This is a genomic window from Kocuria sp. KH4 (assembly GCF_053711175.1).
In genome coordinates this window covers 131,346-153,305 of sequence record NZ_JBSJYX010000001.1, presented here as the reverse complement: position 1 = coordinate 153,305, position 21,960 = coordinate 131,346, and the positions used below count along the sequence as shown (strand labels likewise).

Below are 21,960 nucleotides of genomic sequence, written 5' to 3'. Positions count from 1 at the left end.
GGCGGTCGGACGGACTAGCCTGTAGCCGTTCACAGACCACTTCCCATCCGAGGACGACCATGACCCCTCAGTCCCCACCCGGCCGTGCCGCCGCGCCCCGCGAGGCGTTCTCCAGCCGCACGGTCTTCATCTTCGCCGCGATCGGCTCCGCCGTCGGGCTGGGCAACATCTGGCGGTTTCCGTACATCGCCTACGAGAACGGCGGCGGCGCGTTCATCGTCCCCTATCTCGTGGCGCTGCTCACCGCCGGCATCCCGCTGCTGATGCTCGAGTACGGCGTGGGCCACCGCTTCCGCGCCTCGGCACCGCTGGCCTACCGCCGGCTGCACCCCAAGACCGAGTGGATCGGCTGGTGGCAGATGGGCATCAGCTTCGTCATCGCCGTCTACTACGCCGTGATCCTCGGCTGGGCGATGCTCTACACGTTCTTCTCGATCGACAAGGCGTGGGGCACGGACCCGGGGGCGTTCTTCACCGGCGACTTCCTGCAGGTCTCCGAGGAGGTCACCGTCGGCTTCGACTTCGTGCCGAGCGTGCTGCTCGCCACCGGCGTCGCGTGGCTGGCGCTGCTCGTGGTGCTGCTCCTGGGCGTGCAGAACGGCATCGGGAAGGTCAACCTGGTCCTCATCCCGCTGCTGGTGCTGATGTTCCTCGTGATCGTCGTCATCTCCCTCACCCTGCCCGGCGCCACGGACGGGCTCAACGCCCTGTTCACCCCGAACTGGGCGGCGCTGGGGGACAGCGCGGTGTGGGTCGCCGCCTACGGCCAGATCTTCTTCTCGCTGTCGGTGGGCTTCGGCATCATGATCACCTACTCGTCCTACCTCAAGCCCAAGACCGACCTCACCAGCTCCGGGCTCGTGGTGGGCTTCGGCAACTCGAGCTTCGAGATCCTCGCCGGCATCGGGGTGTTCGCGGCCCTCGGCTTCATGGCCTCGGCGTCGGGCACGGCCGTGGACGAGGTGGCGACCTCCGGCATCGGCCTGGCGTTCATCGCGTTCCCCACGATCATCTCGCAGGCCCCGTTCGGGACCCTCATCGGGGTGCTCTTCTTCGCCTCGCTGACGTTCGCCGGCTTCACGTCCCTCGTCTCGATCGCCGAGGTGGTCGTGGCGGCCGTGCAGGACAAGCTCGGCCTGCGCCGCCGCACCGCCGTGGTCGCGGTGGTCGTGCCGATGGCGGTCATCTCCCTGGGGCTGTTCACCACCACCACGGGGCTGAACCTGCTGGACGTCACGGACAACTTCGTCAACCAGTTCGGCATCGTGGCCGCGGCCCTGGTGTCGGTCATGCTCCTCACCGCCGGCTTCTCCGCGCTGCCGACGCTGCGGGACCACCTCAACTCGGTGTCCTCCTTCAAGCTCGGCCGCACGTGGATGGTCGTGGCCGGCGGGATCACCCCGATCGTGCTGGGCTACATCCTCATCGACACCCTCACCACGACCGTGGCGGAGGGCTACGGCGAGATGCCCACGTGGTTCGTGAACACCTTCGGCTGGGGCATGGCCGTCGGCCTCGTCGTGATCGCGTACGTGCTGTCGAAGCTGCCGTGGCCGGCCGCCTCGCGGGCCAACGAGCTCAGCCCCTCCCCGGCGATCCTGGACGCCTTCACGGACCGCAACCGGATCCAGGGGGACGGCCACCTCTCGCGCTGGTCCGACACCGCCCTGCGCACCCCGGCCCTGGACCAGGACTTCTCCTACCGCACCGTAGGGGAGAGCACCGGCGCGGCCCCCGCGGCGGCCGCCGGGCAGGCGCCGTGGAGCTCCGACACCCCGACCCGCACGACCGGATCCCAGGAGGACCCCCGATGACCGCTTCCGCCATCGTCATGCTCGTCGTCGCCGTGCTCACCGTGTGGGGCGGCTTCGTCGCGGCGGTCCTGCACCTGCGCAGCGTGCCGGAGGAGACCGACGACGACCAGGGCTTCGGCGCGGAGGATTACCCCCGCACCACCTGAGCGTCCTTCCGGGCCCCAGGCCCGGACAACACGAGGGCCCCCGGCGCCGCACGGCGCCGGGGGCCCTCTCGCGTCCGCGCGGCCCGCAGGTGCGGGCTCAGGCCCGCCGCGCCCGCGGCGCGCGCACGGCGTCGAGCACGAGCAGGAGGACGGCGAGCCACACGAAGCAGAAGCCGACCCAGCGCTCCAGCGGCATCCGCTCGCCGAGCACGAGCACCGCCAGCAGGAACTGCATGATCGGCGTCATGTACTGGATCATCCCCACGGTGGACAGCGGGAGCCGGCTCGCCGCGGCGCCGAAGAGGATCAGGGGCACGGCCGTGATGCCCCCGGCGGCCAGCAGCAGCGCGGCGTGCCCCGCGCCCTCCGTGCCGAGGGTCAGCGCGCCGTCCGCCGCCAGCACCGCCACGACGACCGCGGCCACGGGGGTCAGGGCCAGGGTCTCCACCGTGAGGGTGACCACGGCGGGGAACGAGGCGCCCACCCGGTTCTTGACCAGCCCGTAGAGGCCGAAGGAGAAGGCCAGGCCGAGGGACAGCCACGGCACGCTGCCGTAGAAGACGGCCATCACCGCGACGGCGATGAACCCCACCCCGACGGCCGCCCACTGCAGCCGCCGCATCCGCTCCTGCAGCACGACCACGCCGAGCAGGATGGCCACGATCGGGTTGATGAAGTACCCCAGGGAGGCCTCGATGGTGTGCCCCGTGGTCGTCGCGAGCACGTAGAGGAACCAGTTGACCCCGATGAGCAGGCCCGCGAGGGCGAGCGCGGCCAGGGTGCGCGGGGTGCGCAGCGCCCGGCCCAGCGCGCCCAGCCGCCGGGTCAGCGCGAGCAGCGCCAGGCAGAACACCAGGGAGAAGAGCACGCGCAGCGCCACGATCTCCAGGGGCGCGGCCGGGTCCAGGACGACGAAGTAGAGGGGCAGCAGCCCCCAGATGCCGTAGGCGCCGAAGCCGGCCAGCAGACCGGCCCGGGTCCTCGACCGCTCGTCGGGATCCGGGCCGGGCGTGGTGTTGTATGCGGTCACGCTCGAGCGTAACGCCCGGGCTCAGAGGCCGAAGAATCGGCTGAAGAAGCCCTTCTTCCGCTCGCCCTGCTCCTCCTCGGCCGGCTCCTCGCCCTCCACCACGGGCTCGGCCTCGGCGCTGCCCGGGACACCGGGACCGGCCACGACCTCCCGCCGCACCTCGCGCTCGGGGGCGGGCTCCGGGGCCGGCTCGACGACCGGCTCGGGGATCTCCTCCGCGGCGGGGCGCGCGGGCTCGGGCACCACCGTGGTGCTCACCCGGCCTGGGCGCACGTCCCGGTCCGAGGGCTCCTGGTCGAAGGGCAGATCGCCGTCCGCGGCGGCCGCGACGGGCTCCGCGGTCTCCCGGGGCCGACCGGTCTCGCGCACCGGCGCCGCGTGCTCCGCGGCCACGTGCTCCGTCTCCACGAAGTCGGGGACCTCCAGCGGCTCGGGCTGCTCCGGCCGGGCGTCGGCGGGTGCCGGGGCCGCCTCGGCCTGCGGCCGGCTCGCCTCGCGGGCGGCCGCGCTCTCGGCGGCGGCCCGGTCCTCGCGCAGGGTCACGGCCCGGGCCCGGGCGTCCGCGGCGAGGTCCGCGAGCACGTCGGGGCCGACGGTGGGCTCGGCGGGCTCGACGCCGGAGATCTGGTGGTCGTCGAACCAGAAGCGCTGGGCGCCGTCCGCGACGGTGACCACGCATGTGGCCTCGGTGTCCCACTCGATGTGCGCGCCGCGCAGCTTGGCGTAGGAGTCCACCGCGAGGTTGTGGTCCACCGCGGTGTCGGTGGTCAGCGCCTCGGCGATGACCCGCATCATCCGCTCCACGGTGAGCTCGGGCAGCTCGAACTCGGGACCCTCCAGCAGCAGCCACGCGGTGACGCCCCCGCCGGCGCCGGCGGGGTAGTGGGCGTAGACACCGGTCACGGCCTTGGCCGCGAGCGTCAGCCGGCGGGCGAGCCCGTCCGCCGCGGGCAGCTCGTCGGTGGACAGCTCCTCCACGCCCAGGCGCCGGCCGGCCTCCCGCGCCTGGACCGCGGCGGAGACCACGGTGTCCGGGAAGTGGCCCAGCTCCTGCCACGACCAGATCCAGGTCCCGCGCGAGGCGGACTCGGTGCCCAGCAGGTACGGGGTGAGGCTCACGGGCGGGTCGGTCTGCAGGGTGAACGCCGGGGCGGAGAAGTCGACGTCCCACTCGGCGCCCTGGGTCAGCTCGGCCAGCCTGGCCTGGTACTCGGTGGAGATGAAGATCGACTCGTCGATCAGATCCTGCAGCGTTTTCGTCATGCGTCCAGGCTAGCAACCATCCCGGGCGCGGGAGCGTCACGGCGGGGCCTCCGCCGGGCACCCGGGCGCCCGCCCGCGCCGCCGTGCAGGAGTGCGGCCGGGGGCCTTCGGTAGGCTGGAGCGCGCAGCCTCCGGGCTCCGCGGCGCCGCGTCCTGCCCGTGGCCGCCCGGTGGGACCACCACGACCCGAGCAGGCCCCGCGCGGGCCGGGAACGAGCCACCGCATGAGCCAGACCCCCGCCACCCCGCCCGCCGGACCGGGCCGGCAGGAGCTGCTGAACACCATCGGCACCTGGGTCCTCTCGGTGCTGCGCACGGAGCCGGGATGGGACCGGATGCTCGTGGACCTCAGGTTCCAGGGCGGTCGCGTCCACCTGCGCGTGCGCGAGCAGCGCGGCCAGGAGGTGGTGCCCGGCACGGTGGGCCCCATCAAGGAGGACAGCGCCGTCATCCCGGCGGTCGAGCAGCTGCGGGAACGCTCCTACGTGCCGGGCCGCGGGACCTGGATCACCGCGACCGTGGTGATCCTCGCGGAGGGCTGGCCCGAGCCCACCCACCGGATCGGCGGGACCTACGACCTCGACGGCGAGCCGCGGCCGTGGGGCGCCGAGGGGCCCTGGACGGCGCAGGACGTGCTGGAGCACCTCCGGGGCTTCCCGCGCACCCGGGCCCGGATCCCGGGGTGGGCGGCCGAGCTCGCCGCGCGGGAGGGCGTCGAGCTGCCGGCCCTTGACCCGGGCGCCGAGCAGGAGCCGGACCGCGAGGGGGTGGTCCACCCGCTGGTGCGGGCGGCGATCGACCGGTTCGTGGAGGCCCCCGACAACAGGGCGATGATCGAGGTCATCCGCCAGTGCATGGCCGGATCCCTGCTGCTCGACGTCACCTCGAGCACGCTGGTGGAGGGCCCCGGCGGGCAGGCCGTGGGGCCCGGCTCGACCCTGCGCGTCCAGACCCTCACGGAGCCGGACGGCACCCGGTCGCTGGCCGCCTACACGTCGGCCGCCGAGGCGCAGGCCATGTTCGACCGGCACCACCCGGACGGGGGCCGGCCCGTGCTCCTGCGCGAGTCGGCCCTGAAGGTCCTGGGGATGCTGGTGGACGACCCCCAGCACGACCACCTGGTCATCGACCCCGCCCACCGGGGCTGCCGGATCAGCCGGCCGCAGATCCAGTGGGCCGTGCGCGCGCCGCACAACGACGTGGTCAAGGCGGCGATGCTCGAGAACAACATGTCCCAGCTGCTCGCGGGGCTGCTGGCCCCGGACGGGGTGCTGCTGCTCGGCGCCCGCGTGCAGGGGGAGCGGGCCGTCCCGGTCTACGCCAAGCCGCAGGAGGAGGGCGCGGTCCCCGACACCCTGCTTCTGTTCACCTCCGCGGCGGAGGTCGCCGCCCTGGACCCGGCCCTGGAGGTGCGCTCGGCGCCGTCGCGCCAGGCGCTGCGCTTCGCCCTGGACTCCGGGGCGGCGAAGGTGTGCATCAACGCGCACCCGCCCGTGGCGACCTTGACCGCCGAGCAGCTCCGGGAGCTGCTGGCTCTCGTGGAGACGCAGGACGCGGAGACGGCGGGCACGGAGGAGGGCTGAGCCCGGGGGCCGTCGTTCAGCCGGCGCCGTCCGGCCGGCGCTATCTGGTCGGCGCTGTCCGGTCGGCGTCGGACAGCGGTGCCGGTGCGGCGGCCAGGCAGTCGGCGCAGATGCCCTGGTAGACCACGTCGGCGGCCAGCAGGCGCATGCCGTGGTGCTCCGAGGGCGTGAGACAGGGAGCGTGCCCGACGGCGCAGTCGACGTCGACGACCGCCCCGCAGCGCACGCAGTAGGCGTGGTGGTGGTTGTCCCCGGTGCGGGTCTCGTAGAGGGCCGGTGAGGCCGGCGGCTCGAACTTGCGCAGCATGCCGACCGCGGTGAGGTCCGAGAGCACCACGTAGACGGACTGCACGGTGATGGCGGGCAGCACCGTGCGGACCTCGGCGACGACGTCCTCCGCGGTGGAGTGCGGGCGGCGCTCCACCGCGTCGAGGACGGCCAGCCGCTGCTTGGTGACGCGGCGGCCGTGGGAGCGCAGCCGGTCCGACCACGCGGCGGAGCGGCCGGCGTCCGGGGCGGGGCGTTCCGTTGTCTGCATGCCCCCACCGTAGCGTTATCACGATGAACTCACAATAGTGCGGACGGCGTCCGGGCCCGCCGGCCCCCGGCCCGTGTGACGAACGAAAAGGCGGCGTGACGCGGGCGCCGTGCCCCCGTCCGGCCGCGCGCCTAGCATGGGGGCGGGGGATCGGGGGATCCGCAGCGGCAGGCGCACGTCTCGGCCGCGCGCCGTCACCGTCCGGGCAGGGGGCCGGGCGTCACGGGAGGACGTCCGGCTCGCCCGCACCGCCTGCAGCCGCCCCCTCCCGAGAGCGACGGAGACCCATGACGCGCACCACCGACGAGGAGCTGCTCGCCGCCGTGCGGGCCGGAGAGCCCCACGCGTTCCAGGACCTCAGGGACCGGCACTGGCCCACGGCCGTGGCCCTGGCCCGCCTCCACACCCCCAGCCGCCCCGACGCGGAGCAGCTGGCCGGCACCGCGGTGGACCAGGTCGTCGCGGACCTGCCCGACGGCGCGGCGCCGGAGGCCTTCCTCCGCGCCCGGCTGGTCGGCGTCGTGGGCCGGGCCGGGGCGGAGCCGCCGCGCTCCGCGGAGGCCGTGTCCCGCGTCTACCTGGGGCTGCCCCCGTCCTGGCAGGCCGTGCTGTGGCACACCGAGGTGGAGGGGCTGTCGCTGGAGCGGACCGCCGCGGTCCTCGGTCTCAGCTCCGCCGCCACGACCGCGCTGCACCTCGAGGCGCGGGCCGGGCTCCGGGCCGCCTACCGGCGGCTCCGACTGGAGCAGCCCCGCACGTCCGCCTGCGACGAGTGCGCCGGCCGGCTCGGGGCCCTGGTCGACGGAGCCCTGCCCGGACCGCGGCGGCGCGAGCTGCAGACGCACCTGGACGAGTGCCCGCGCTGCACCGCCGACCTCCTGTACCTGCAGGACACCGAGGCCAGCCTGCGCGGCTGGGTGCTGCCGGTCCTCGCCGGGGTGCCCCTGTGGGGGGACGCCGTGGCGGAGCTCGGCGAGATCGTGCGCACGGCCGGCCGGACCGGGGCGGAGCGCCCGGCCGCAGCGCCCGGGGCGGACCTCGCCGGAGGGTCCCTGGCCGCCGTCGGCACCGCACGGAGGGGCCGGAAGGTTCTGCTGGGCGCGGGCGCGCTCGCGGCGGCCGCCACGCTCGCCGGTCTCGCGGTGACGGGACCGGGCGGACCCGGCGACGGGACGACCCGGGCCGCCGACAGCGGGGGCGCGGGTGCGGGCGCCCCGAGCGGCGCCGCGCCGACGTCCGCCGCCGAGGACGGGGACGGCCGGGCGCCCGCGGGCGGATCCGGCGCCTCCGGGGCCGGCGTGCCGTCCCTGCCCGTCGTCGATCCCTCGCCGGGCCCGTTGACGGAGGCCGCCGCGGCCGCCCGGAGCACGGCCCGCGGCTCGAACGGGACGGCGCGCGGGGCGGCCGCGGACGCCGGGCCGGCGGCACCGGCCGGCGAGGGCGACCGGACCGTGACTCCCGGGAGCGCGGGCGGCGCGGCGACGGAGCGCGTCGATCCGGACGTGCCGGCGGGGGGAGGTGCACCGGACAGCCGCAGCGCCGCAGGCAGCCGCGGCACGTCGGACGACGGCAGCGCCCCGGAGAACCGCGGCACGTCGGACAACGGCAGTACCGCCGGCGGGCGGAGCGGCTCGGACGGTGCCGTTTCGGACGGACGGAGCGGCTCGGACGGTGCCGTGACGGGCGGAGGGAGCGGCGGGACCTCCGCGCCCCCGGGCGATCCCGCCCCGGCTCCGGGCGGCTCGGACGGACCGCCGGTCCGGGACCGGCCCGGCGGCGGCCCGGCCGAGTCGCCGAACCCCGCTCCGGTGCAGTCGCCCGGTGTCCCGCCGACGACGCCTCCGGACGGGTCGCCGACGACGCCTGCGGACGGCTCATCGCCGGAGCCGCCGAGCCCCGATCCGACGCCACCGCCCGGCGCCCCGTCGCCGAGCCTCCCGGCCGCCGGCGATCCCGGCACGCCGCCGGCGGCCGAGCCGGGTCCGCCGGTCCCGGACGGGTCGACCACCGCACCCGCCACGGACCCTGCGCCCGGCGACGGCACGCCCGGCCCGGTGCCGAGCGCCTGAGCCGGGGCGCTCCCGCGCCGCCGGTCCCGGGAGTCCTCGGCCCCGGGGCCCGCGGACGAGGCAGGACCGACCGGGCGATGCTCGGAATCGGCTGGGAACTCGCCGTGCGCACGGCGGGGAGGGAAGAGGGCGGCCCCGGAGGCCGTTGTCATGAGCAGTAGTCCACGCCCCGCCAGAAGGAGTCGCGCCCACGATGCACCAGCACCACAACGGACTGAAGACCGTCCTGCTGCTCGGCGGCCTGTGGGGGGTGCTGCTCGCGATCGGATGGGTGGTGGCCGGCGGCACGGGCAGCAGCGCCTTCATCTGGCTCTTCGCCCTCATCGGCCTGGCCTCGACCGCCTACAGCTACTGGAACAGCGACAAGCTCGCGCTGCGGTCCATGCGCGCCATTCCCGTCACGGAGCAGCAGGCCCCGGGGTACCACCGGATGGTGCGGGAGCTGTCCCGGCGGGCGAACCAGCCGATGCCGCGGCTCTACATCGCCCCCACGATGAGCCCCAACGCCTTCGCGACGGGACGCAACCCCGAGAACGCGGCCGTGTGCGTGACCGAGGGCATCCTGCAGCTGCTCGACGAGCGGGAGCTGCGCGGCGTGCTGGGCCACGAGCTGATGCACGTCTACAACCGCGACATCCTCACGTCCTCGATCGCCGCGGCGGTCGCCGGCATCATCACCTCCGCGGCCCAGTTCCTGCAGTTCACGGCCATCTTCGGCGGCGGCCGGGACGGCGAGCGCGGCAACCCGCTGGTCGGGCTGCTGCTGGCCTTCCTCGCCCCCCTGGCCGCCACGATCATCCAGCTCGCCGTCTCCCGGACCCGCGAGTACGACGCGGACCAGGACGGCGCCCGGCTCACGGGCGACCCGCTGGCCCTGGCCTCCGCCCTGCGCAAGATCGAGGCGGGCACGAGCGCGCGGCCGCTCAGCGCGGCGGACCAGAAGCTCGTCAACACCTCGCACCTGATGATCGCCAACCCGTTCCGGGGCGGCGGGGCGTCCAGCCTGTTCCGCACTCACCCGCCGACGGCCGACCGGGTGGCCCGGCTCGAGGGCATGGCCGGGCTGGGCCGCCGCTGAGCCGCGCGTTCCATCCGGGGCCGGCGCGGTCGTGCGGCCCGCGCTCCCGGACGGGCGCCCGGGGCCCACGCCGGGCACGAGAACGCCCCGCCTGCCGTGCTGCAGGCGGGGCGTCCTCGTCACCGCTCCAGCGTCTGCTCGGCGTGCTCGAGCAGCTCGGCCATCATGCTGAGCACGGCGTGGCGCTCCAGGGCGTTGATCGCGGCGGGATCCGCCCGGTACCTCGTCGACAGCGCGGCGTGGAAGCTGCGGATCTCCTCGAGCCGGTGCGCGGTCATCATGCACCGACGATAACCGCGTACCGGAGCCGCCGACCAGACGCGGCGACGTCGCCGTCCGACGTCGTGCGGCCCCTCCGCGGGCGCCGGGCGGCGCCGGTACTTCAGCGGTAGTTGATGAACTGCAGGTCGACCTCGAGGTCGGAGCCCTTGAGCAGGGCGATCACGTCCTGCAGGTCGTCGCGGGACTTGGAGGACACCCTCAGCTCGTCGCCCTGGATGGTGGCCTTCACGCCCTTGGGGCCCTCGTCGCGGATGAGCTTGGTGATCTTCTTCGCCTGGTCCTGGGCGATGCCCTCCTTCACGGAGGCCTCGATCCGGTACTCCTTGCCGGAGGCGAAGGGCTCTCCGGCGTCGAGGGACTTCAGGGAGATGCCGCGCTTGACGAGCTTCGACTGGAAGACGTCGAGCACCGCGGCGACCCGTTCCTCGGAGTTCGCCTTCATGAGGATCTTCTCGCCGGAGAAGTCGATCTCCGCCCCCACGCCCTTGAAGTCGTAGCGCTGGGCGATCTCCTTCTGCGCCTGGTTCAGGGCGTTGGACACCTCCTGCTTGTCCACCTTGCTGACGACGTCGAACGAGGAATCGCTGGCCATTGTGCCTCCCGGACTGTGAGCTGCGGGGCGGGCGACGTGCGTCCCGCCGGACTGGGCGCCAGTCTAACGGGCGGTTCCCGTCACCGTTTCGTGACCTGCGCCCAAGGATCCGTCCAGGTCGGCCTCGCAGGATGGCGGCATGAGCACACCCCAGGACCCCGACGACGTGGTGCCCGGTCCGGCTCGGAGCCTGCGCGGGACCGCCGTGGCGGCGACCGTGCTGGCGGCCGCGCTGCTGATGGGCGTCGGGCTCGGCCCGGCGGCGGCCGACCCGGACACCGCCCCGGGGAGCACGGTCACCGCGGCCCCCGCGGCGCTCGGCCCCGAGGCGGCGGAGCGGCTGACCGGGATCGCCGAGGACCTCGCGGAGGCCGTCACCCACGGGGAGATCACCACCCAGCAGGCCGAACGCTTCCTCCAGCAGGTCCACCACCGGATCGCGCTCTGAGCCCGCCGGGACGGGCGCCGGGCAATTTCGCATCCCGCCCGATCTTCTGTACTGTTGAACTGCTCCCGCACGCGGGGGCAGCACCCCGGCAGATTACCCGAGCGGCCAAAGGGGGCTGACTGTAAATCAGCTGGCATTGCCTACGGGGGTTCGAATCCCTCATCTGCCACAGCAAGTAAAAACCCCGCCTGACCTGCGAAAACAGGGCAGGCGGGGTTTTCTCGTGTCCGGAGCCGCCTTCTGTGAGCGCCGATCTGCTCACAATCTGCTCACATCGGTTCCCGATCTGCTCACGAGGCCGCCTCAGCGCGGGCCCGCCGGGGGATCATCGCGGCCGCCCGCTCGGCCGCCTCCCGGCCCACCCCGTCGAGCATGTGAGCGTAAGTATCGGCCGTGAACGAGGACCGGGAGTGCCCCAGGCGCTTAGAGATCACGTGCATGTCCACACCGGCCGCGAGCATCAACGACGCCTGCCCATGCCGCAAGTCATGCAGGCGCACGCGGCGTAGCCGCACCTTCGGCCCGTCCGGCCTCTCCGGATCCGCCGGCACCTGCACCTGATCCGTCAGCCGGTGAAAGAGCCTATCCACGCCGTGCGGCCGCAAGGGATTCCCGTCCTCCTGAGCGAACACCAGGCCGTGCTCGGCATACGCCTGGCCCCACTGCTCGCGCTCGCCGGCCTGCGCCAGCTGATGCCCCAGCAACACGCCCGCCGTCAGCTGGTCCAGCTCGACGCGCCGGTGCTCGCCGCTGTCCGTCTTCGGCACCGCGAACCGCAGCCCCTTGTGCACTGCCCCGCACGACCGGCAGACCTCCACCACCCCTGAGCGCTCCGTGAGCTGCTGCCGCACCGTCAGCACACCCCGGGCCAGGTCCACGTCCTCCCAGCGCAGGCCCAGCGCCTCGCCGCGCCGCAGACCAGTCCCGGCGATCACCTCGAATAGCGCCGCCAGCCGATGCCCCTGCAAGCCGTCCAGGAAGGCGCCGAGCTCATATGGCTGCCACGGCTTCACCCGTGCTCGCTGCACCTTCGGTAGCTCCACGTCGCGGGCCGCGTTGTAGGACACCAGGCGCATCTTCACCGCCGTGGCGAGGGCCGAGCGCAGGCACGCGTGCACGCGCGTGACCGTGGTGGGGGAGAGAGTGCGCCCGTTCGCGCCCGGCGCCGTGAGCAACGTCTGCAACAGGTCCGACACGTGCCCCGGGCGCAGGTCCCGCAGCTTCCGGTGCCCCAGATGGGGCTTCAAGTAGTCCTCGACGTGCTGCCGGTAGATGCGCACCGTGGCCGGCCGCAACCCGTTCGCCTGCTTCCGCTCAAGCCACCGGTCCAGCCACGTGCCCACCGTCATGCTCTGGTCATCCGTCCACGAGCCCTCGGCCACGCGCCGCGCCTCAGCGCCCAGGGCTTCCTCCGCCTGACGGGCCGTCGCGAACCCGGACCGGGACAGCTGCCGGCGCTTCCCTGTCGATGGGTCCGGCCCGACGTCCAAAGTGAATGCCCAGGACCCATGCCGGCGCTTGCACGCCCGCCGGCGCCCCGTCTCAGGGTTCACTAGCTCCGCGGCCGCGCACGAGCACCGCTTGAACACCCGCCCGCTCACGCCGGCTCACCGTCCGGATAGCTCACCGTGATGCGCTCGCCACGCCGCAGAGGCTCTTTGCCGAACTCCACGTTGGGGAACGACCGGGAGAACACACCGCAGAGCGCTTCCCAAGCCTGTGCCGCAGCAGGGGAGACGAACACCGCGGTGTGCTCATCGGAAGGCAACAGGTCTGGGAGGTCGTCACGCTCCTGAAAGTCCGGCAGGAGTTCCTCGAGGATCGCCAGGAAGGCCATAGCAGCTGGCATGTCCTGAACGCGGTTTTTCGTGGACGTAGCCAAGTCCAAGCATGTGCCGTTGACGATCGCACGCAACTCGGGGTTCTTCTGCAGGTAGTTGAACAGCGTGTATATGGCGACTTGCTCTGACTTCTCGGCCAGCTCTGCATGCCACTCCTCCCACCGGCGCTGAAGCCTCTCCCCGTGGCGCAATAGCGCTTGAAGCTCACGGCCGATGGAAACACCACGGTATGGCACTAGCTCATCGACTAGTAGCCCGAGAACTCCCGCCACGGCGCCCGCTTCTGTAAGCCGAACGGGACGCTTGCCCTGCTCGACGCGAGAGATCGTCCCTTGTGACCAGTTCACTCCCTCATCGCGGAGCAGATCCGAGAGCTGCGATTGCTCCAATCCACGGGCTTCGCGGGCACGGCGGATTGTGTGACCGATGGCGGTATCCGCCCAGGAATCTTGGGTCTCTGGCGTCATATGCCAACTGTACATGTGCCATATCGCTGTTTGTCGTTTGGTGCTACGCTTTCCTCACACATGCAACATTGAGATACGGAAACGCGATAGGAGCAACGATGAGTACACAGCTCACGCCACAGACGCTTAGCGCAGCTGAGGCGTTCACAGCTCTCGGCATCGGCAGGTCGCTGGGCTACCGCCTGATCGAGGAGGGACAGTTCCCCGTGCGTGTCCTCCGCCTCGGCAAGGCCATTCGGATCAGCCGCCATGACCTTGATGCCTACCTGCGAGGAGTCGACGCAGATGAGGCCCCCGCTGCCTGAGCTCATTCACCACTACGCCACCTCGTGCCCATCCCCTCAGGCACGAGAAAAGCGGCCCCGCCCTGTCTCCAAACTGCGCGGAACCGCTCTCTCGACTCAGCACACCCCCCGCACGCTGCACGTTCGAAAGGCATACCCAGCCATGAGCAACGATACTGCCACCCCCACCCCTACGCCCCGCTCCGCCGACGTCTGCAACAAGGACCAAGGCGGCCGATGCCCGATCTTCATCCCGGCCAACTGGGCCCCCCACTACGACGAAGGCGTACTGCTCTACGCCGACGCCGAGCACGCCGGCCCCGTGTCCTCGACATGGGCCTACGACGAGGGCTTCCGCTATGAAATCGAGGGCGGCCCCTGCGAGCTCACCCCCGAAGCGGCCCAGGAGCTGCTGGGCCAGCTCGCCGCGGCCCTGGCCGCCGCCCGCGCCGCCGGCCACCGCATCGCCGCGGGCATCGTGGCCGAGCTACACGGCCGCCGCGAGCGCATCGCCCCGACCGACCTCACCATCCCGGACCGCGACGTGGACGGCACGCTGCTCGACTTCGAGTTCCCCGCCTACGGGCCCGTCAGCACCACCTGGCACCCCGAGGACGGCTTCAACTACAGCATCGACCACAGCCTGTACCTCGAACCGGCCAGCGCTCGCACCCTGCAGGGCGCCCTCGAGCGGGTGCTGCGCGAGAACGCGAAGGCCAAGCGACGGATGGACGACACCGTGGCCGCATGGCACCGCGGAGAGGACATCCACGCGCCACAGCACACGGGGCGGCCCCGGCGCCGAGAGGAGATCAACGAATGAGCGCATCTACGGGTCACGAACTCATTGAGAACGCGGCCATGGAGTGCGACAGCTGCGGGGCCATCACTGGCCCGTTGACACCGGTGTACCTAGGCCTTGTGGGAACTGCACTCCGCGTGGTCATGCGGATTTGCGCGAGGTGCATGGGGAAGGGGGAGGGGTGAGCGTTCAAGCCACGACGTGGGCATGGGAACACTCCACTGCCGCTGGGAACGACCTGCTTGTGCTGCTCGCCGTGGCAGACGCCGCGAATGCGGCTGGCGAGCGCTCGTGCCAGTCTGCCGCCACTATCGCCGACATGGCGCGAGTGTCCGTGCGCACCGTCCGGCGCTCGCTGCGGGTCCTGGAGGAGTCCGGCCAACTCGTCCGGGAGGGGGTAGCCCGTCAGTACGGGGGGACCACCATTTACCGTCTGCCGGGTGTCTCCACAGGGGGGCCTGTGCCACGACCAGGGGGTGACACGGGTGTCACGGTGACAGATTGTCACCGTGACAAAACGGGTCAACAGGGGGTGACAAATCAGGTCGCAGGGGGTGACAGCTGTGTCACACAACCCCAGTTCCCTACGGGAACAACCCAAAAAGATAACCCCAGTGGCGTCGCTGTCGCGGACGCGCGAACCGACGTCAGCGTGAGCCGACTCGACGGGCAGACCGACGCCCTCGATTTACTGCCCGCCGTGGACCTGGATCCCAAGCCATGGGCGGTCGTCGCCAAGGCTGCCTACGACGGCACCGACGGGGCCTTGAACTTCATGGGCATGCAGGGCATCGCGAAGTGGGCCATCGAGAAGAAGGCGGCCACCCCTGATGCCGTGGAAGCCGCCATCGCTTCGCTGTGGCGCGGTGGCCGCGCCGTGACCAAGCAGACCGTCGCTCAGGTCCTCGAAGGCCATCTGCACCCCGGAGGCGGACCCGGACTGTCCCGCCGCCAACAGGAGATCGCCGACTACGAGCGCCGCAAGGGCCTGCGCCCCGGCGCCGGATGGGAGCCCGAACGATGAGACGCGACGAGATGCCCGCGCTGCTGCGCTTCCTCAAGGCCAACGGCGTCTGGATCGAGCTGGGCGAGGACGCCGAGGAGACGTGGGCCTACGCACTGCGGAACTTCGACGGCCGTGCAGTGAAAGCCGGCTGCTTGTGGTTCCTTGAGCGCAACCACCCCCGGGAGGTTGCACCGGCCACCATCGCGGCCGCCGTACGCTCCCTGATCGCCTCCGGCCGCTTCCGCGAGGAGATGTGCCCAGACCACCCCGAGGAAACCGCACGCGCCTGCAGGTGCTGCGCCGCCGACGTCCTCGCCGGCCACCGTCCCCGTGAGCTCGCAGGCCGGCCCCTCACCACTGGGCCGCGAGCGCTGGTGAGTGCTCCCGGGCCGGTGGAACGTCCCGGAGATCTCCGCCAGGTGGACCCGGCCCGCTGGGACACCCTGCATGCTCAAGGCGCCCAGGAACGGACACGGGCGCTCGCGGGCCACGTCGATCAGCGGCCGTCGTGATGACCGCCCGCCCCGAGCGCGACCGCACCGACCTCGGCCTGAGCATCCTTCCCGAGCCCAGGACCGTTCACCGCTGCCGCCGCGGCTGGATCGGGGACGAGGACCACCCGGCCCCGTGCCCGGTGTGCCGGCCGCATCTGACCCATCGTCCGGACGGCTGGGCGATCACCCGCCGAGCCCCGACCACTGAGGACAACCGATGACCTATCAGGAACCCGCCCGAATCCAGCCGGCCACCGCCCCGGACCCGCTTGAGCAGATGCTCACCGTCTCCGAGATTGACGCGGCAATTCGCACCCTCGGCAAGCTCTCGGCTGTGTGGGAGGCCGAGCTCGGCGACGCCGGCCGCTACAACGCTTACGGCCGTCTGATGGCCACCGAACCCTTACGGGATGCCGTAGCTCAGCTAGAACGCGCCCGCGCCCATCGGGCCCTGCCCGAGGACCTCGTGCGTGCCTACAAGCGCTCGCGGGCTTCCCGCCAGGATCAGGGCCGCAAGGGAGGCCGCAGAGCATGAGCGCCCAAGCCGAGGAGATGCTCACCACCCCAACCCGGCGGCGCTCGCCGCCGGACACACAGAGAGGAACCACCCATGATCAACGCTTCCGGCATCTCGGATTTGGAGAACCCGCCCAGCGCCGAGGAGCAGACTGCCCGCCAGCGAGCAGCCCTCCAGCTACTGGGCTTTGAGCCCACCGTGACCAACCACGGTTACGACGAGGAGCAGGCCGCCGCGGCCCGCGTCCTTGGCCTCATCCCCGACGAGGCCACCACCAACCCCGGCGCTCCCAGCGCCTGACCGAAAGGACACACCCCACGATGGAAACCATCGCACTCGACCAGATCCTGTCCCTGTCCAAGCGCCTCGACATCCCCCGTGGCGCCAGCCTGGAGCGCTACGCCCAGGCCCGAGCCGTCGTGAAGCAGCTCAACGACGCTGCCGGCAAGCTGCGCGAGGAGGCAGAGAACATCACCGACGACCTGCTCGACGCGGCCTTCGACGGCGACCTCACCGCAGCGCAGAAGGTCCTCACCGCCCCGTCCCGCGTGACCAAGGCCTACGCCGCCGACACCTGGACCAAGCAGTCCCAGTCCATCATCGACACCATCGGCCGGCGCCTGACCCGTGACCAGGACACCCTCGAGGAGTTCCTCAGCAACTGCCAGGCCTGGTACGCCGAGCGTGTCAGCGATCCGCTCACCGCCCACCGGGAGACGCTGCCCGAGGACCTCACCGACGCCCAGTCCATCCTGCAGGCCGGCCCCGAGGCCGCGGCCGCATGGGGACAGGTGAATGCTGCCATCGGGCTGGCGGCGCGCTTCGACCAGATCAGCGCGTTCCTGACCGTGCTGCGCTACTACGCCAGCGTCTCCGGGCCCCACGCCACCAACGCCCGCGTGATGCGCTTCGAGAATCCGGAGCAGGCCGAGCAGGTGGCCGCGGCCAAGGCGGACAACCAGCTGTGGACGGCCGTGCGCCTGGGAGTGGACGTCGGTCCGCTCACGGCCACCGAGGCCGCCGCGTCCGCCAAGGCCGCCACCCGGCAGCCGCTGACCGAGAAGCAGCTGCAGGAGAACATGCACAAGATCGGCATGCACAACCTCACGTTCCGCTGATCCCACGCCCACCACGGCCGGCGCGCGGCGTCTCCCGGCGCGCGCCGGCCCCCTGGGGGGAGACCCCCTCCCCGGGGCCGATGCGCCTCCCCGGGCATAGGCGCATTTTTCCCCCCGGCGCCCAAATGATGGGCCCTTGCCCCGCACCGATCGGCCCTTCCAGATTGGAGATCCCGAGATGGCCTCCCGCACCGAGCGCATCCCGCCGGCACCACCGCACCTCGGCGGCGCCGGCCGGAAGCTGTGGCGCTCCGTCGTCACCGAGTTCTACTTCCCCGCCCACGATCTCGCCGTGCTCGAGGAGGCCTGCCGCGTCCGCGACCGCATCGCCGGCCTCGAGGAGGCCGTCAACAACGACGGGCTGATGATCCCCAGCTCCCAGGGCTCGCGCCTGCACCCGGCCATCGGAGAGCAGCGCCAGCAGCGCCTCGCTCTGGCCCGGCTGCTCGCCACCCTCGGCGTGCTCGGCGTCGACGACGAGGGCCAGGACCTGCCGCCTTCCAACGGGGTCCGCGGCGTTTACACCCCAGGAGCCTGACCCATGCCCGCACGACGCCGCCGCCGCGCCTCCAGCGCCCCCATCCCCGAACGCTTCCGCAACGGCTTCCCGACCGACACCGACGAGAACCCGCTGATCTGGGCGGCCGACCTCGCGGCCTTCCTCAACGCACACCCCGAAGCCCTCGACGTCGGCCAGGCCCTGGCGCTCATGACCACCGCGCCCGAGCCGACTGAGGCCCAACGGGCAGAGGCCGAGGCACGAAGCCGGCTACGCCCCCCGATTGGCATGGCCACCCCACCGCAGCTCTGATTCCACGCCTGCCGCATCCTGCCCTTAGGAACCCTTTTGTGGCATCGCGGACAAGGGCGCTCCCGCGCCTGTCTGGACCTCAAGCTGAGTGATTGTGGCTCGCGCAGGGGTGCCGAGCGCCGCGTCGCATGCGAGTTCCGCTGTTTGCTCCACTCAGCGTGCTACGACTGATAGCAGAAACAACCACAGATCCAGGGGCCCCCATGTCCAGCTTCGGCTACAAAATCGCAACCTTCGCTGTCACTCCGAACTACCGTCCGGATGATCGACTCACGTTTGATAGCCCTGACTTCGGCGGGGAGGGGATCATCGGGTGGCTGGAGAACTTCCTCACGAACATGTGCGCCGCCAACGGGGATGCGGACGAGCGGCGCAGTGATTTTCTCAAGGTGAGGCGGGTGCAGAGAGCCGGATGGTGCCTGGTAGTTGACGTGCGAGGCGGTAGCTATGGTGACGATCTCACGATCGTGGACTCAACCACCGGTGCCGATCGCGGTCGCGTTGAAGCAACGGATGCCCTTCTGCGGGAGGGTCGCGTGGTCATGGTGGTGCCCGAGTACGGAACCCAAGGTCTGATCGTGACGGAAGTGAAGTCGAACAAGCATCACTTAGTTCCCTTCTCGAACCGCTTGTCCCGCCTGATGCGGGATGAGACGGGTAAGGTGCTCCGCGTAGGTCACGAGGTCGCAGACTCTGTTGCGTGGGCCAAGCTCTTCGAGAGAGGTGAGGCTCAGGTGTCGGAGCTGATCTTCACGTCCAATAATCCGGCCGAGAGGCGGCACCGGCTGCCTGGAGACGAGGCCGCCTCTAAGCTTCAGCTGGTGCTCTCCATTGCACGAGGTACTAGGACCCAGGAGAGGATCTCCCGGCGGATCCTGGAGAGTGCGCGCCGTAACCGATCGGTAGGTCTTCTAGAGGCTGTCGGACGGGCCGACTTTAATGATGATGACTTCGACACCGTGTCAGCGACGGTGGTCGAAGACGGAGCTGGCCGAAAGATCTCGATCGGGGAGTCCCTACCGCGGTTCGTGTACATGCTGGATACTGAGGACAGGCTCAGCCTGAATGAGTTCCTAGACGAAACCCGGGAGGCGGCAGAGGACACACTGCGTGAGCTGGACATCGATCTGGCGCGGGATTGGTGGGCCAGAGGCCTGGAAGACTAACTACAGAGGGGATGGGTGACCATGCGGGACAGCACCAAGCAGTTCAGTGTCTGGCCGATCGTTAAGACCCACTACACCGCCATGTTGAGGGGCGAGACCAAGGCTGGTGTCTTCGGGGTCCTTGGCGCTCTCTATGTCGTGCCCCTTGCACTTGGTGGCCTCACAATTGCCCTTGAAATCTCCATGCCACGAACCGCCGTCGCGCCACTGCTAGCTGCCACCGGGCTGTTTGTCTCAGGCCTGCTTGCAGCGTTTATTGCTCTGACCAACCTTCGCCTCAAGGTCTACGAAGATCGGGAGTACCGGTCGACCCTGTCTCGCTACATCGGTGAAGCCGCTGTGGCGTGCCTGTACTCCATGCTGGTGGCGCTCGTGGTGGTGGGGGCACTGGTTCTCGGACTCACGTTGCCCATCGTCTCCCAGTACGAGTGGATTCAGCTTGTAGGGACCGGCGTTCTCGTAGCGATCCTTGGGCACCTAGCGATTGGTTTTCTAGCAGTGGCACGTCGGCTGTTCGGTGTGTACCTGCAAATGTTCTCCGCAGACTTCGACGCTCCTAGTGCATCCATTGCCGACCTCAAGGAGCAGCGCGCAAAGGCGCGTCAGCGACACTCGGTCCGTTCCTCTGCCTAGTCACCGCGGACAGAAGTGAGGAGAGGGAGGGTAGGAGGCATGGGCGCAGATCCGGCTATCTATGCTCCCGGTCGGCGTCGCCACCCCGCCGCAGCTACGACAAGGAGCTCGACGCTTCTTGGCATCAGGAACCCTTTTGTAGCAGGCCGGCCTAGTCGACCTCCAGGGGCTCCACAGCGCTCGCAAGGTAGGTCTTGAGCTCTCCGGTCTCCTGATCTGCCAGGGTGACTACGTGCACGTTCAACTTGCCACCCACCTTGCGGTACTCGATGGGATTGGCCACTCGGCTGTTCATGGCCACCGCGTCCATCACCTTCCCGGTGGTCTTGACCCGGTACTGGTTCGGGCTCCGGGGTTCTTGGAAACTGTCGAGACTGAAATTGGGGGACATGAGCAACTCCTTCCGATGAGAGAGTCCCATCGTCCCTCCTCGTGTACGGGCGTAGGTGGACGCTGCTCCGTGTCGCGGTAGACCGGCTCTCTCATGTCCTCCGGTGTTCACATTCTGCTCACATGCGCCCCACTACGCGCAGGTGCCTGACATAACAGCGCGGCACATGCCCCCGGCTCTGACCAGGTGCAACACCATAGGGCGGTACTTGGCGGCACATGCCAATACCGACCGTGGCTAACTGTAAATCAGCTGGCATTGCCTACGGGGGTTCGAATCCCTCATCTGCCACACGAGTGCCGCCTGGCGGCACCGAGAACACCCCGGACCCACGGTCCGGGGTGTTCTTCCATGTCCGGGCCCCGGTGACCCGGCCGCCGCCGGAAGCACCGCCGCGCGGGCGCCCGCCCCGGTCCCTCGCCGCCGGGACGGGAGGGGCGCCTCCGGGACCGGGCCCGGCCGGGGGAGGGCCGGCGGCCGCGGCGCCGCCGGTGCCGTGCCGCGGGCGCACGGGCCGCGCCGTGGCGCGGTCGACGCCCCCGCAAGAGGGGACGGCACGGCGGGGCCGCCGCGCCGACCAGCCATTAACAATTGCTAAAAAGATGCAAACCCTTGTAGCTTGAACCGACAGCATCATCCGGCCGCGCTCCAGCACTCCCCGAGCTGGGCGCCGGGACCCCCCACACCGGATGAACCGGCAGCACGACGAACCCTGCCGCGATCCCGCCGGTGCGTGAACCCGGGACGCCAGGAGAACTGTGCCGCGCGCTGGTACCCCAGGGGCAGGCCCGGGGTTCTGAACGATCTGAGGAGACGTACCGATATGACTGCTGTGAAGAAGTGGGTGGCCGCCGGTTCGTCGGCCGCGGTGCTGGCGGGTGGGCTGTTCCTGGGTGCTCCGGCGGCCCACGCCGACACCTGCGCCGCCCCCGCGGCGAGCGCCACCGTGAGCAACCTGGTCACCGCCGCCGACCACCTCCACGACACGAGCGTGCACTTCAACTCCCTCGTGGCCGACGCGGGCACCCTCGCCCAGCTCGAGACCGCGCAGGCCGACCTCGAGAACGCCATCGTGCACTCCGACACCATGGGCCCGGCGCGCGACGCCTGGAACACGATCCTCGGGCTGCAGCAGGGCTACGCGGACGCCACCGAGGACCCGGCGGTCGACGCGGCCGCCGCGGCCTCCGCCGCCGCCGCCGCGAACTTCCAGACCGCCGCCACGGACGCCCGCGCCCAGGGCGAGGTCTACATGGAGGACGGCGCCGCGCTCCTCGCCCTGTTCGAGGGCAACTGCGGCGGTCTGCTCACCGGCACCGACGACTGGACCGGTGCCGGCGACTGGACCGGCGCCGAGGGCGACTCCGCCTCCGGCGTGAACCAGGGCATCAACATGCAGACGGCCGAGGAGAACGGACCCGGTGCCGGCGTGCTCGCCGCGCTGCTGGCCTCCGTCGCGGCCGTGGCCGGTGCCGTGGCCTTCCGCGTGCGCCGCGCCCGCGCCTGATCCCGCTAGGCTGAAACGCCCTGGCGCCGCCCCCGCGCGGCGCCAGGGCGCAGTCGTCTGCCCGCCCGAGCACGGAGGCC

Annotated in this window: 26 protein-coding genes, 1 tRNA gene and 1 pseudogene; 19 read left to right on the top strand and 9 right to left on the bottom strand. The window is 71.2% G+C overall.

The window, feature by feature from the left end; translation table 11 throughout:
- Positions 1 to 59: 59 nt before the first annotated feature.
- Positions 60 to 1,814 carry a sodium-dependent transporter gene (locus tag ACWCOM_RS00800; RefSeq protein WP_454546829.1) on the top strand — a complete coding sequence of 585 codons (1,755 nt, stop codon included), beginning with the start codon at positions 60 to 62 and terminating at the stop codon, positions 1,812 to 1,814.
- Complete coding sequence (locus ACWCOM_RS00795) at positions 1,811 to 1,960, top strand: methionine/alanine import family NSS transporter small subunit (protein WP_454546828.1); 150 nt, start codon at positions 1,811 to 1,813, stop codon at positions 1,958 to 1,960. Before ACWCOM_RS00800 ends, ACWCOM_RS00795 begins: the two co-directional genes overlap by 4 nt.
- 97 nt (positions 1,961 to 2,057) lie before the next feature.
- Here the strand turns inward: ACWCOM_RS00795 and rarD are convergent, their stop codons facing one another.
- Together rarD and ACWCOM_RS00785 are read right to left on the bottom strand one after the other, a co-directional pair.
- Positions 2,058 to 2,990 (bottom strand): EamA family transporter RarD, encoded by a 933-nt coding sequence (gene rarD, locus ACWCOM_RS00790; RefSeq protein WP_454546827.1) that lies wholly within the window; start codon positions 2,988 to 2,990, stop codon positions 2,058 to 2,060.
- A 21-nt stretch (positions 2,991 to 3,011) separates the two neighbouring features.
- A complete protein-coding gene (locus ACWCOM_RS00785; protein WP_454546826.1) occupies positions 3,012 to 4,253 on the bottom strand; it encodes a DUF6882 domain-containing protein in 1,242 nt (413 codons plus the stop codon).
- A 224-nt stretch (positions 4,254 to 4,477) separates the two neighbouring features.
- Between ACWCOM_RS00785 and ACWCOM_RS00780 the strand changes: the two genes are divergently transcribed.
- The gene (locus tag ACWCOM_RS00780) at positions 4,478 to 5,836 is read left to right on the top strand and encodes an SseB family protein (protein ID WP_454546825.1); all 1,359 of its coding nucleotides are present in this window, start codon (positions 4,478 to 4,480) and stop codon (positions 5,834 to 5,836) included.
- A gap of 40 nt (positions 5,837 to 5,876) precedes the next feature.
- On the opposite strand, the gene ACWCOM_RS00775 is transcribed toward ACWCOM_RS00780, so the two are convergent.
- Complete coding sequence (locus ACWCOM_RS00775; protein ID WP_454546824.1) at positions 5,877 to 6,374, bottom strand: Fur family transcriptional regulator; 498 nt, start codon at positions 6,372 to 6,374, stop codon at positions 5,877 to 5,879.
- A gap of 287 nt (positions 6,375 to 6,661) precedes the next feature.
- Here ACWCOM_RS00775 and ACWCOM_RS00770 point away from each other — a divergent pair, with 287 nt between their 5' ends.
- The gene (locus tag ACWCOM_RS00770) at positions 6,662 to 8,443 is read left to right on the top strand and encodes a zf-HC2 domain-containing protein (RefSeq protein ID WP_454546823.1); all 1,782 of its coding nucleotides are present in this window, start codon (positions 6,662 to 6,664) and stop codon (positions 8,441 to 8,443) included.
- Between the two features lie 193 nt (positions 8,444 to 8,636).
- Positions 8,637 to 9,521, top strand: a complete 885-nt coding sequence (gene htpX / locus ACWCOM_RS00765) for a zinc metalloprotease HtpX (protein WP_454546822.1) — start codon at positions 8,637 to 8,639, stop codon at positions 9,519 to 9,521.
- 119 nt (positions 9,522 to 9,640) lie between these two features.
- Here the strand turns inward: htpX and ACWCOM_RS00760 are convergent, their stop codons facing one another.
- Both ACWCOM_RS00760 and ACWCOM_RS00755 read right to left on the bottom strand, forming a co-directional pair.
- Positions 9,641 to 9,802 (bottom strand): hypothetical protein, encoded by a 162-nt coding sequence (locus tag ACWCOM_RS00760; protein ID WP_454546821.1) that lies wholly within the window; start codon positions 9,800 to 9,802, stop codon positions 9,641 to 9,643.
- A 101-nt stretch (positions 9,803 to 9,903) separates the two neighbouring features.
- Entirely contained in the window at positions 9,904 to 10,395 is a 492-nt protein-coding gene (locus ACWCOM_RS00755; protein ID WP_454546820.1) for a YajQ family cyclic di-GMP-binding protein, read from the bottom strand.
- A gap of 139 nt (positions 10,396 to 10,534) precedes the next feature.
- Here ACWCOM_RS00755 and ACWCOM_RS00750 point away from each other — a divergent pair, with 139 nt between their 5' ends.
- Both ACWCOM_RS00750 and ACWCOM_RS00745 read left to right on the top strand, forming a co-directional pair.
- Positions 10,535 to 10,843 carry a hypothetical protein gene (locus ACWCOM_RS00750; RefSeq protein ID WP_454546819.1) on the top strand — a complete coding sequence of 103 codons (309 nt, stop codon included), beginning with the start codon at positions 10,535 to 10,537 and terminating at the stop codon, positions 10,841 to 10,843.
- 87 nt (positions 10,844 to 10,930) lie between these two features.
- A tRNA-Tyr gene (locus ACWCOM_RS00745) sits at positions 10,931 to 11,012 on the top strand.
- A gap of 121 nt (positions 11,013 to 11,133) precedes the next feature.
- Here the strand turns inward: ACWCOM_RS00745 and ACWCOM_RS00740 are convergent.
- The 3 genes and pseudogenes from ACWCOM_RS00740 to ACWCOM_RS00730 all read right to left on the bottom strand — a co-directional run bounded on the left by ACWCOM_RS00740 (position 11,134) and on the right by ACWCOM_RS00730 (position 13,151).
- Positions 11,134 to 12,225, bottom strand: a complete 1,092-nt coding sequence (locus ACWCOM_RS00740) for a tyrosine-type recombinase/integrase (RefSeq protein WP_454547079.1) — start codon at positions 12,223 to 12,225, stop codon at positions 11,134 to 11,136.
- Positions 12,226 to 12,255: 30 nt separating this feature from the next.
- Positions 12,256 to 12,396: pseudogene (locus ACWCOM_RS00735) on the bottom strand (Arm DNA-binding domain-containing protein); the annotation flags it as partial.
- A gap of 44 nt (positions 12,397 to 12,440) precedes the next feature.
- Positions 12,441 to 13,151 (bottom strand): helix-turn-helix domain-containing protein, encoded by a 711-nt coding sequence (locus ACWCOM_RS00730; RefSeq protein WP_454546818.1) that lies wholly within the window; start codon positions 13,149 to 13,151, stop codon positions 12,441 to 12,443.
- A 98-nt stretch (positions 13,152 to 13,249) separates the two neighbouring features.
- On the opposite strand from ACWCOM_RS00730, the gene ACWCOM_RS00725 reads away from it, so the two are divergent.
- From ACWCOM_RS00725 to ACWCOM_RS00675, 11 genes are all read left to right on the top strand, one after another.
- Complete coding sequence (locus ACWCOM_RS00725) at positions 13,250 to 13,456, top strand: helix-turn-helix transcriptional regulator (RefSeq protein ID WP_454546817.1); 207 nt, start codon at positions 13,250 to 13,252, stop codon at positions 13,454 to 13,456.
- Between the two features lie 142 nt (positions 13,457 to 13,598).
- A complete protein-coding gene (locus ACWCOM_RS00720) occupies positions 13,599 to 14,258 on the top strand; it encodes a hypothetical protein (RefSeq protein WP_454546816.1) in 660 nt (219 codons plus the stop codon).
- A gap of 631 nt (positions 14,259 to 14,889) precedes the next feature.
- Positions 14,890 to 15,261, top strand: a complete 372-nt coding sequence (locus tag ACWCOM_RS00715; RefSeq protein WP_454546815.1) for a hypothetical protein — start codon at positions 14,890 to 14,892, stop codon at positions 15,259 to 15,261.
- The gene (locus ACWCOM_RS00710; protein ID WP_454546814.1) at positions 15,258 to 15,755 is read left to right on the top strand and encodes a hypothetical protein; all 498 of its coding nucleotides are present in this window, start codon (positions 15,258 to 15,260) and stop codon (positions 15,753 to 15,755) included. The genes ACWCOM_RS00715 and ACWCOM_RS00710 overlap by 4 nt, the downstream gene beginning before the upstream one ends.
- A gap of 199 nt (positions 15,756 to 15,954) precedes the next feature.
- Entirely contained in the window at positions 15,955 to 16,272 is a 318-nt protein-coding gene (locus ACWCOM_RS00705; RefSeq protein ID WP_454546813.1) for a hypothetical protein, read from the top strand.
- A gap of 75 nt (positions 16,273 to 16,347) precedes the next feature.
- A complete protein-coding gene (locus ACWCOM_RS00700; RefSeq protein ID WP_454546812.1) occupies positions 16,348 to 16,554 on the top strand; it encodes a hypothetical protein in 207 nt (68 codons plus the stop codon).
- A gap of 20 nt (positions 16,555 to 16,574) precedes the next feature.
- Positions 16,575 to 17,372, top strand: a complete 798-nt coding sequence (locus tag ACWCOM_RS00695) for a hypothetical protein (protein WP_454546811.1) — start codon at positions 16,575 to 16,577, stop codon at positions 17,370 to 17,372.
- Between the two features lie 136 nt (positions 17,373 to 17,508).
- Positions 17,509 to 17,910 carry a hypothetical protein gene (locus tag ACWCOM_RS00690; RefSeq protein WP_454546810.1) on the top strand — a complete coding sequence of 134 codons (402 nt, stop codon included), beginning with the start codon at positions 17,509 to 17,511 and terminating at the stop codon, positions 17,908 to 17,910.
- Between the two features lie 3 nt (positions 17,911 to 17,913).
- Entirely contained in the window at positions 17,914 to 18,183 is a 270-nt protein-coding gene (locus tag ACWCOM_RS00685; RefSeq protein ID WP_454546809.1) for a hypothetical protein, read from the top strand.
- Between the two features lie 203 nt (positions 18,184 to 18,386).
- Entirely contained in the window at positions 18,387 to 19,349 is a 963-nt protein-coding gene (locus tag ACWCOM_RS00680) for a hypothetical protein (protein ID WP_454546808.1), read from the top strand.
- Positions 19,350 to 19,364: 15 nt separating this feature from the next.
- Positions 19,365 to 19,982, top strand: a complete 618-nt coding sequence (locus tag ACWCOM_RS00675) for a hypothetical protein (RefSeq protein ID WP_454546807.1) — start codon at positions 19,365 to 19,367, stop codon at positions 19,980 to 19,982.
- Between the two features lie 151 nt (positions 19,983 to 20,133).
- On the opposite strand, the gene ACWCOM_RS00670 is transcribed toward ACWCOM_RS00675, so the two are convergent.
- The gene (locus ACWCOM_RS00670) at positions 20,134 to 20,373 is read right to left on the bottom strand and encodes a hypothetical protein (RefSeq protein WP_454546806.1); all 240 of its coding nucleotides are present in this window, start codon (positions 20,371 to 20,373) and stop codon (positions 20,134 to 20,136) included.
- 823 nt (positions 20,374 to 21,196) lie between these two features.
- On the opposite strand from ACWCOM_RS00670, the gene ACWCOM_RS00665 reads away from it, so the two are divergent.
- Positions 21,197 to 21,880: a hypothetical protein gene (locus tag ACWCOM_RS00665; RefSeq protein ID WP_454546805.1), complete on the top strand. Its 684-nt coding sequence runs from the start codon at positions 21,197 to 21,199 to the stop codon at positions 21,878 to 21,880.
- Positions 21,881 to 21,960 lie beyond the last annotated feature (80 nt).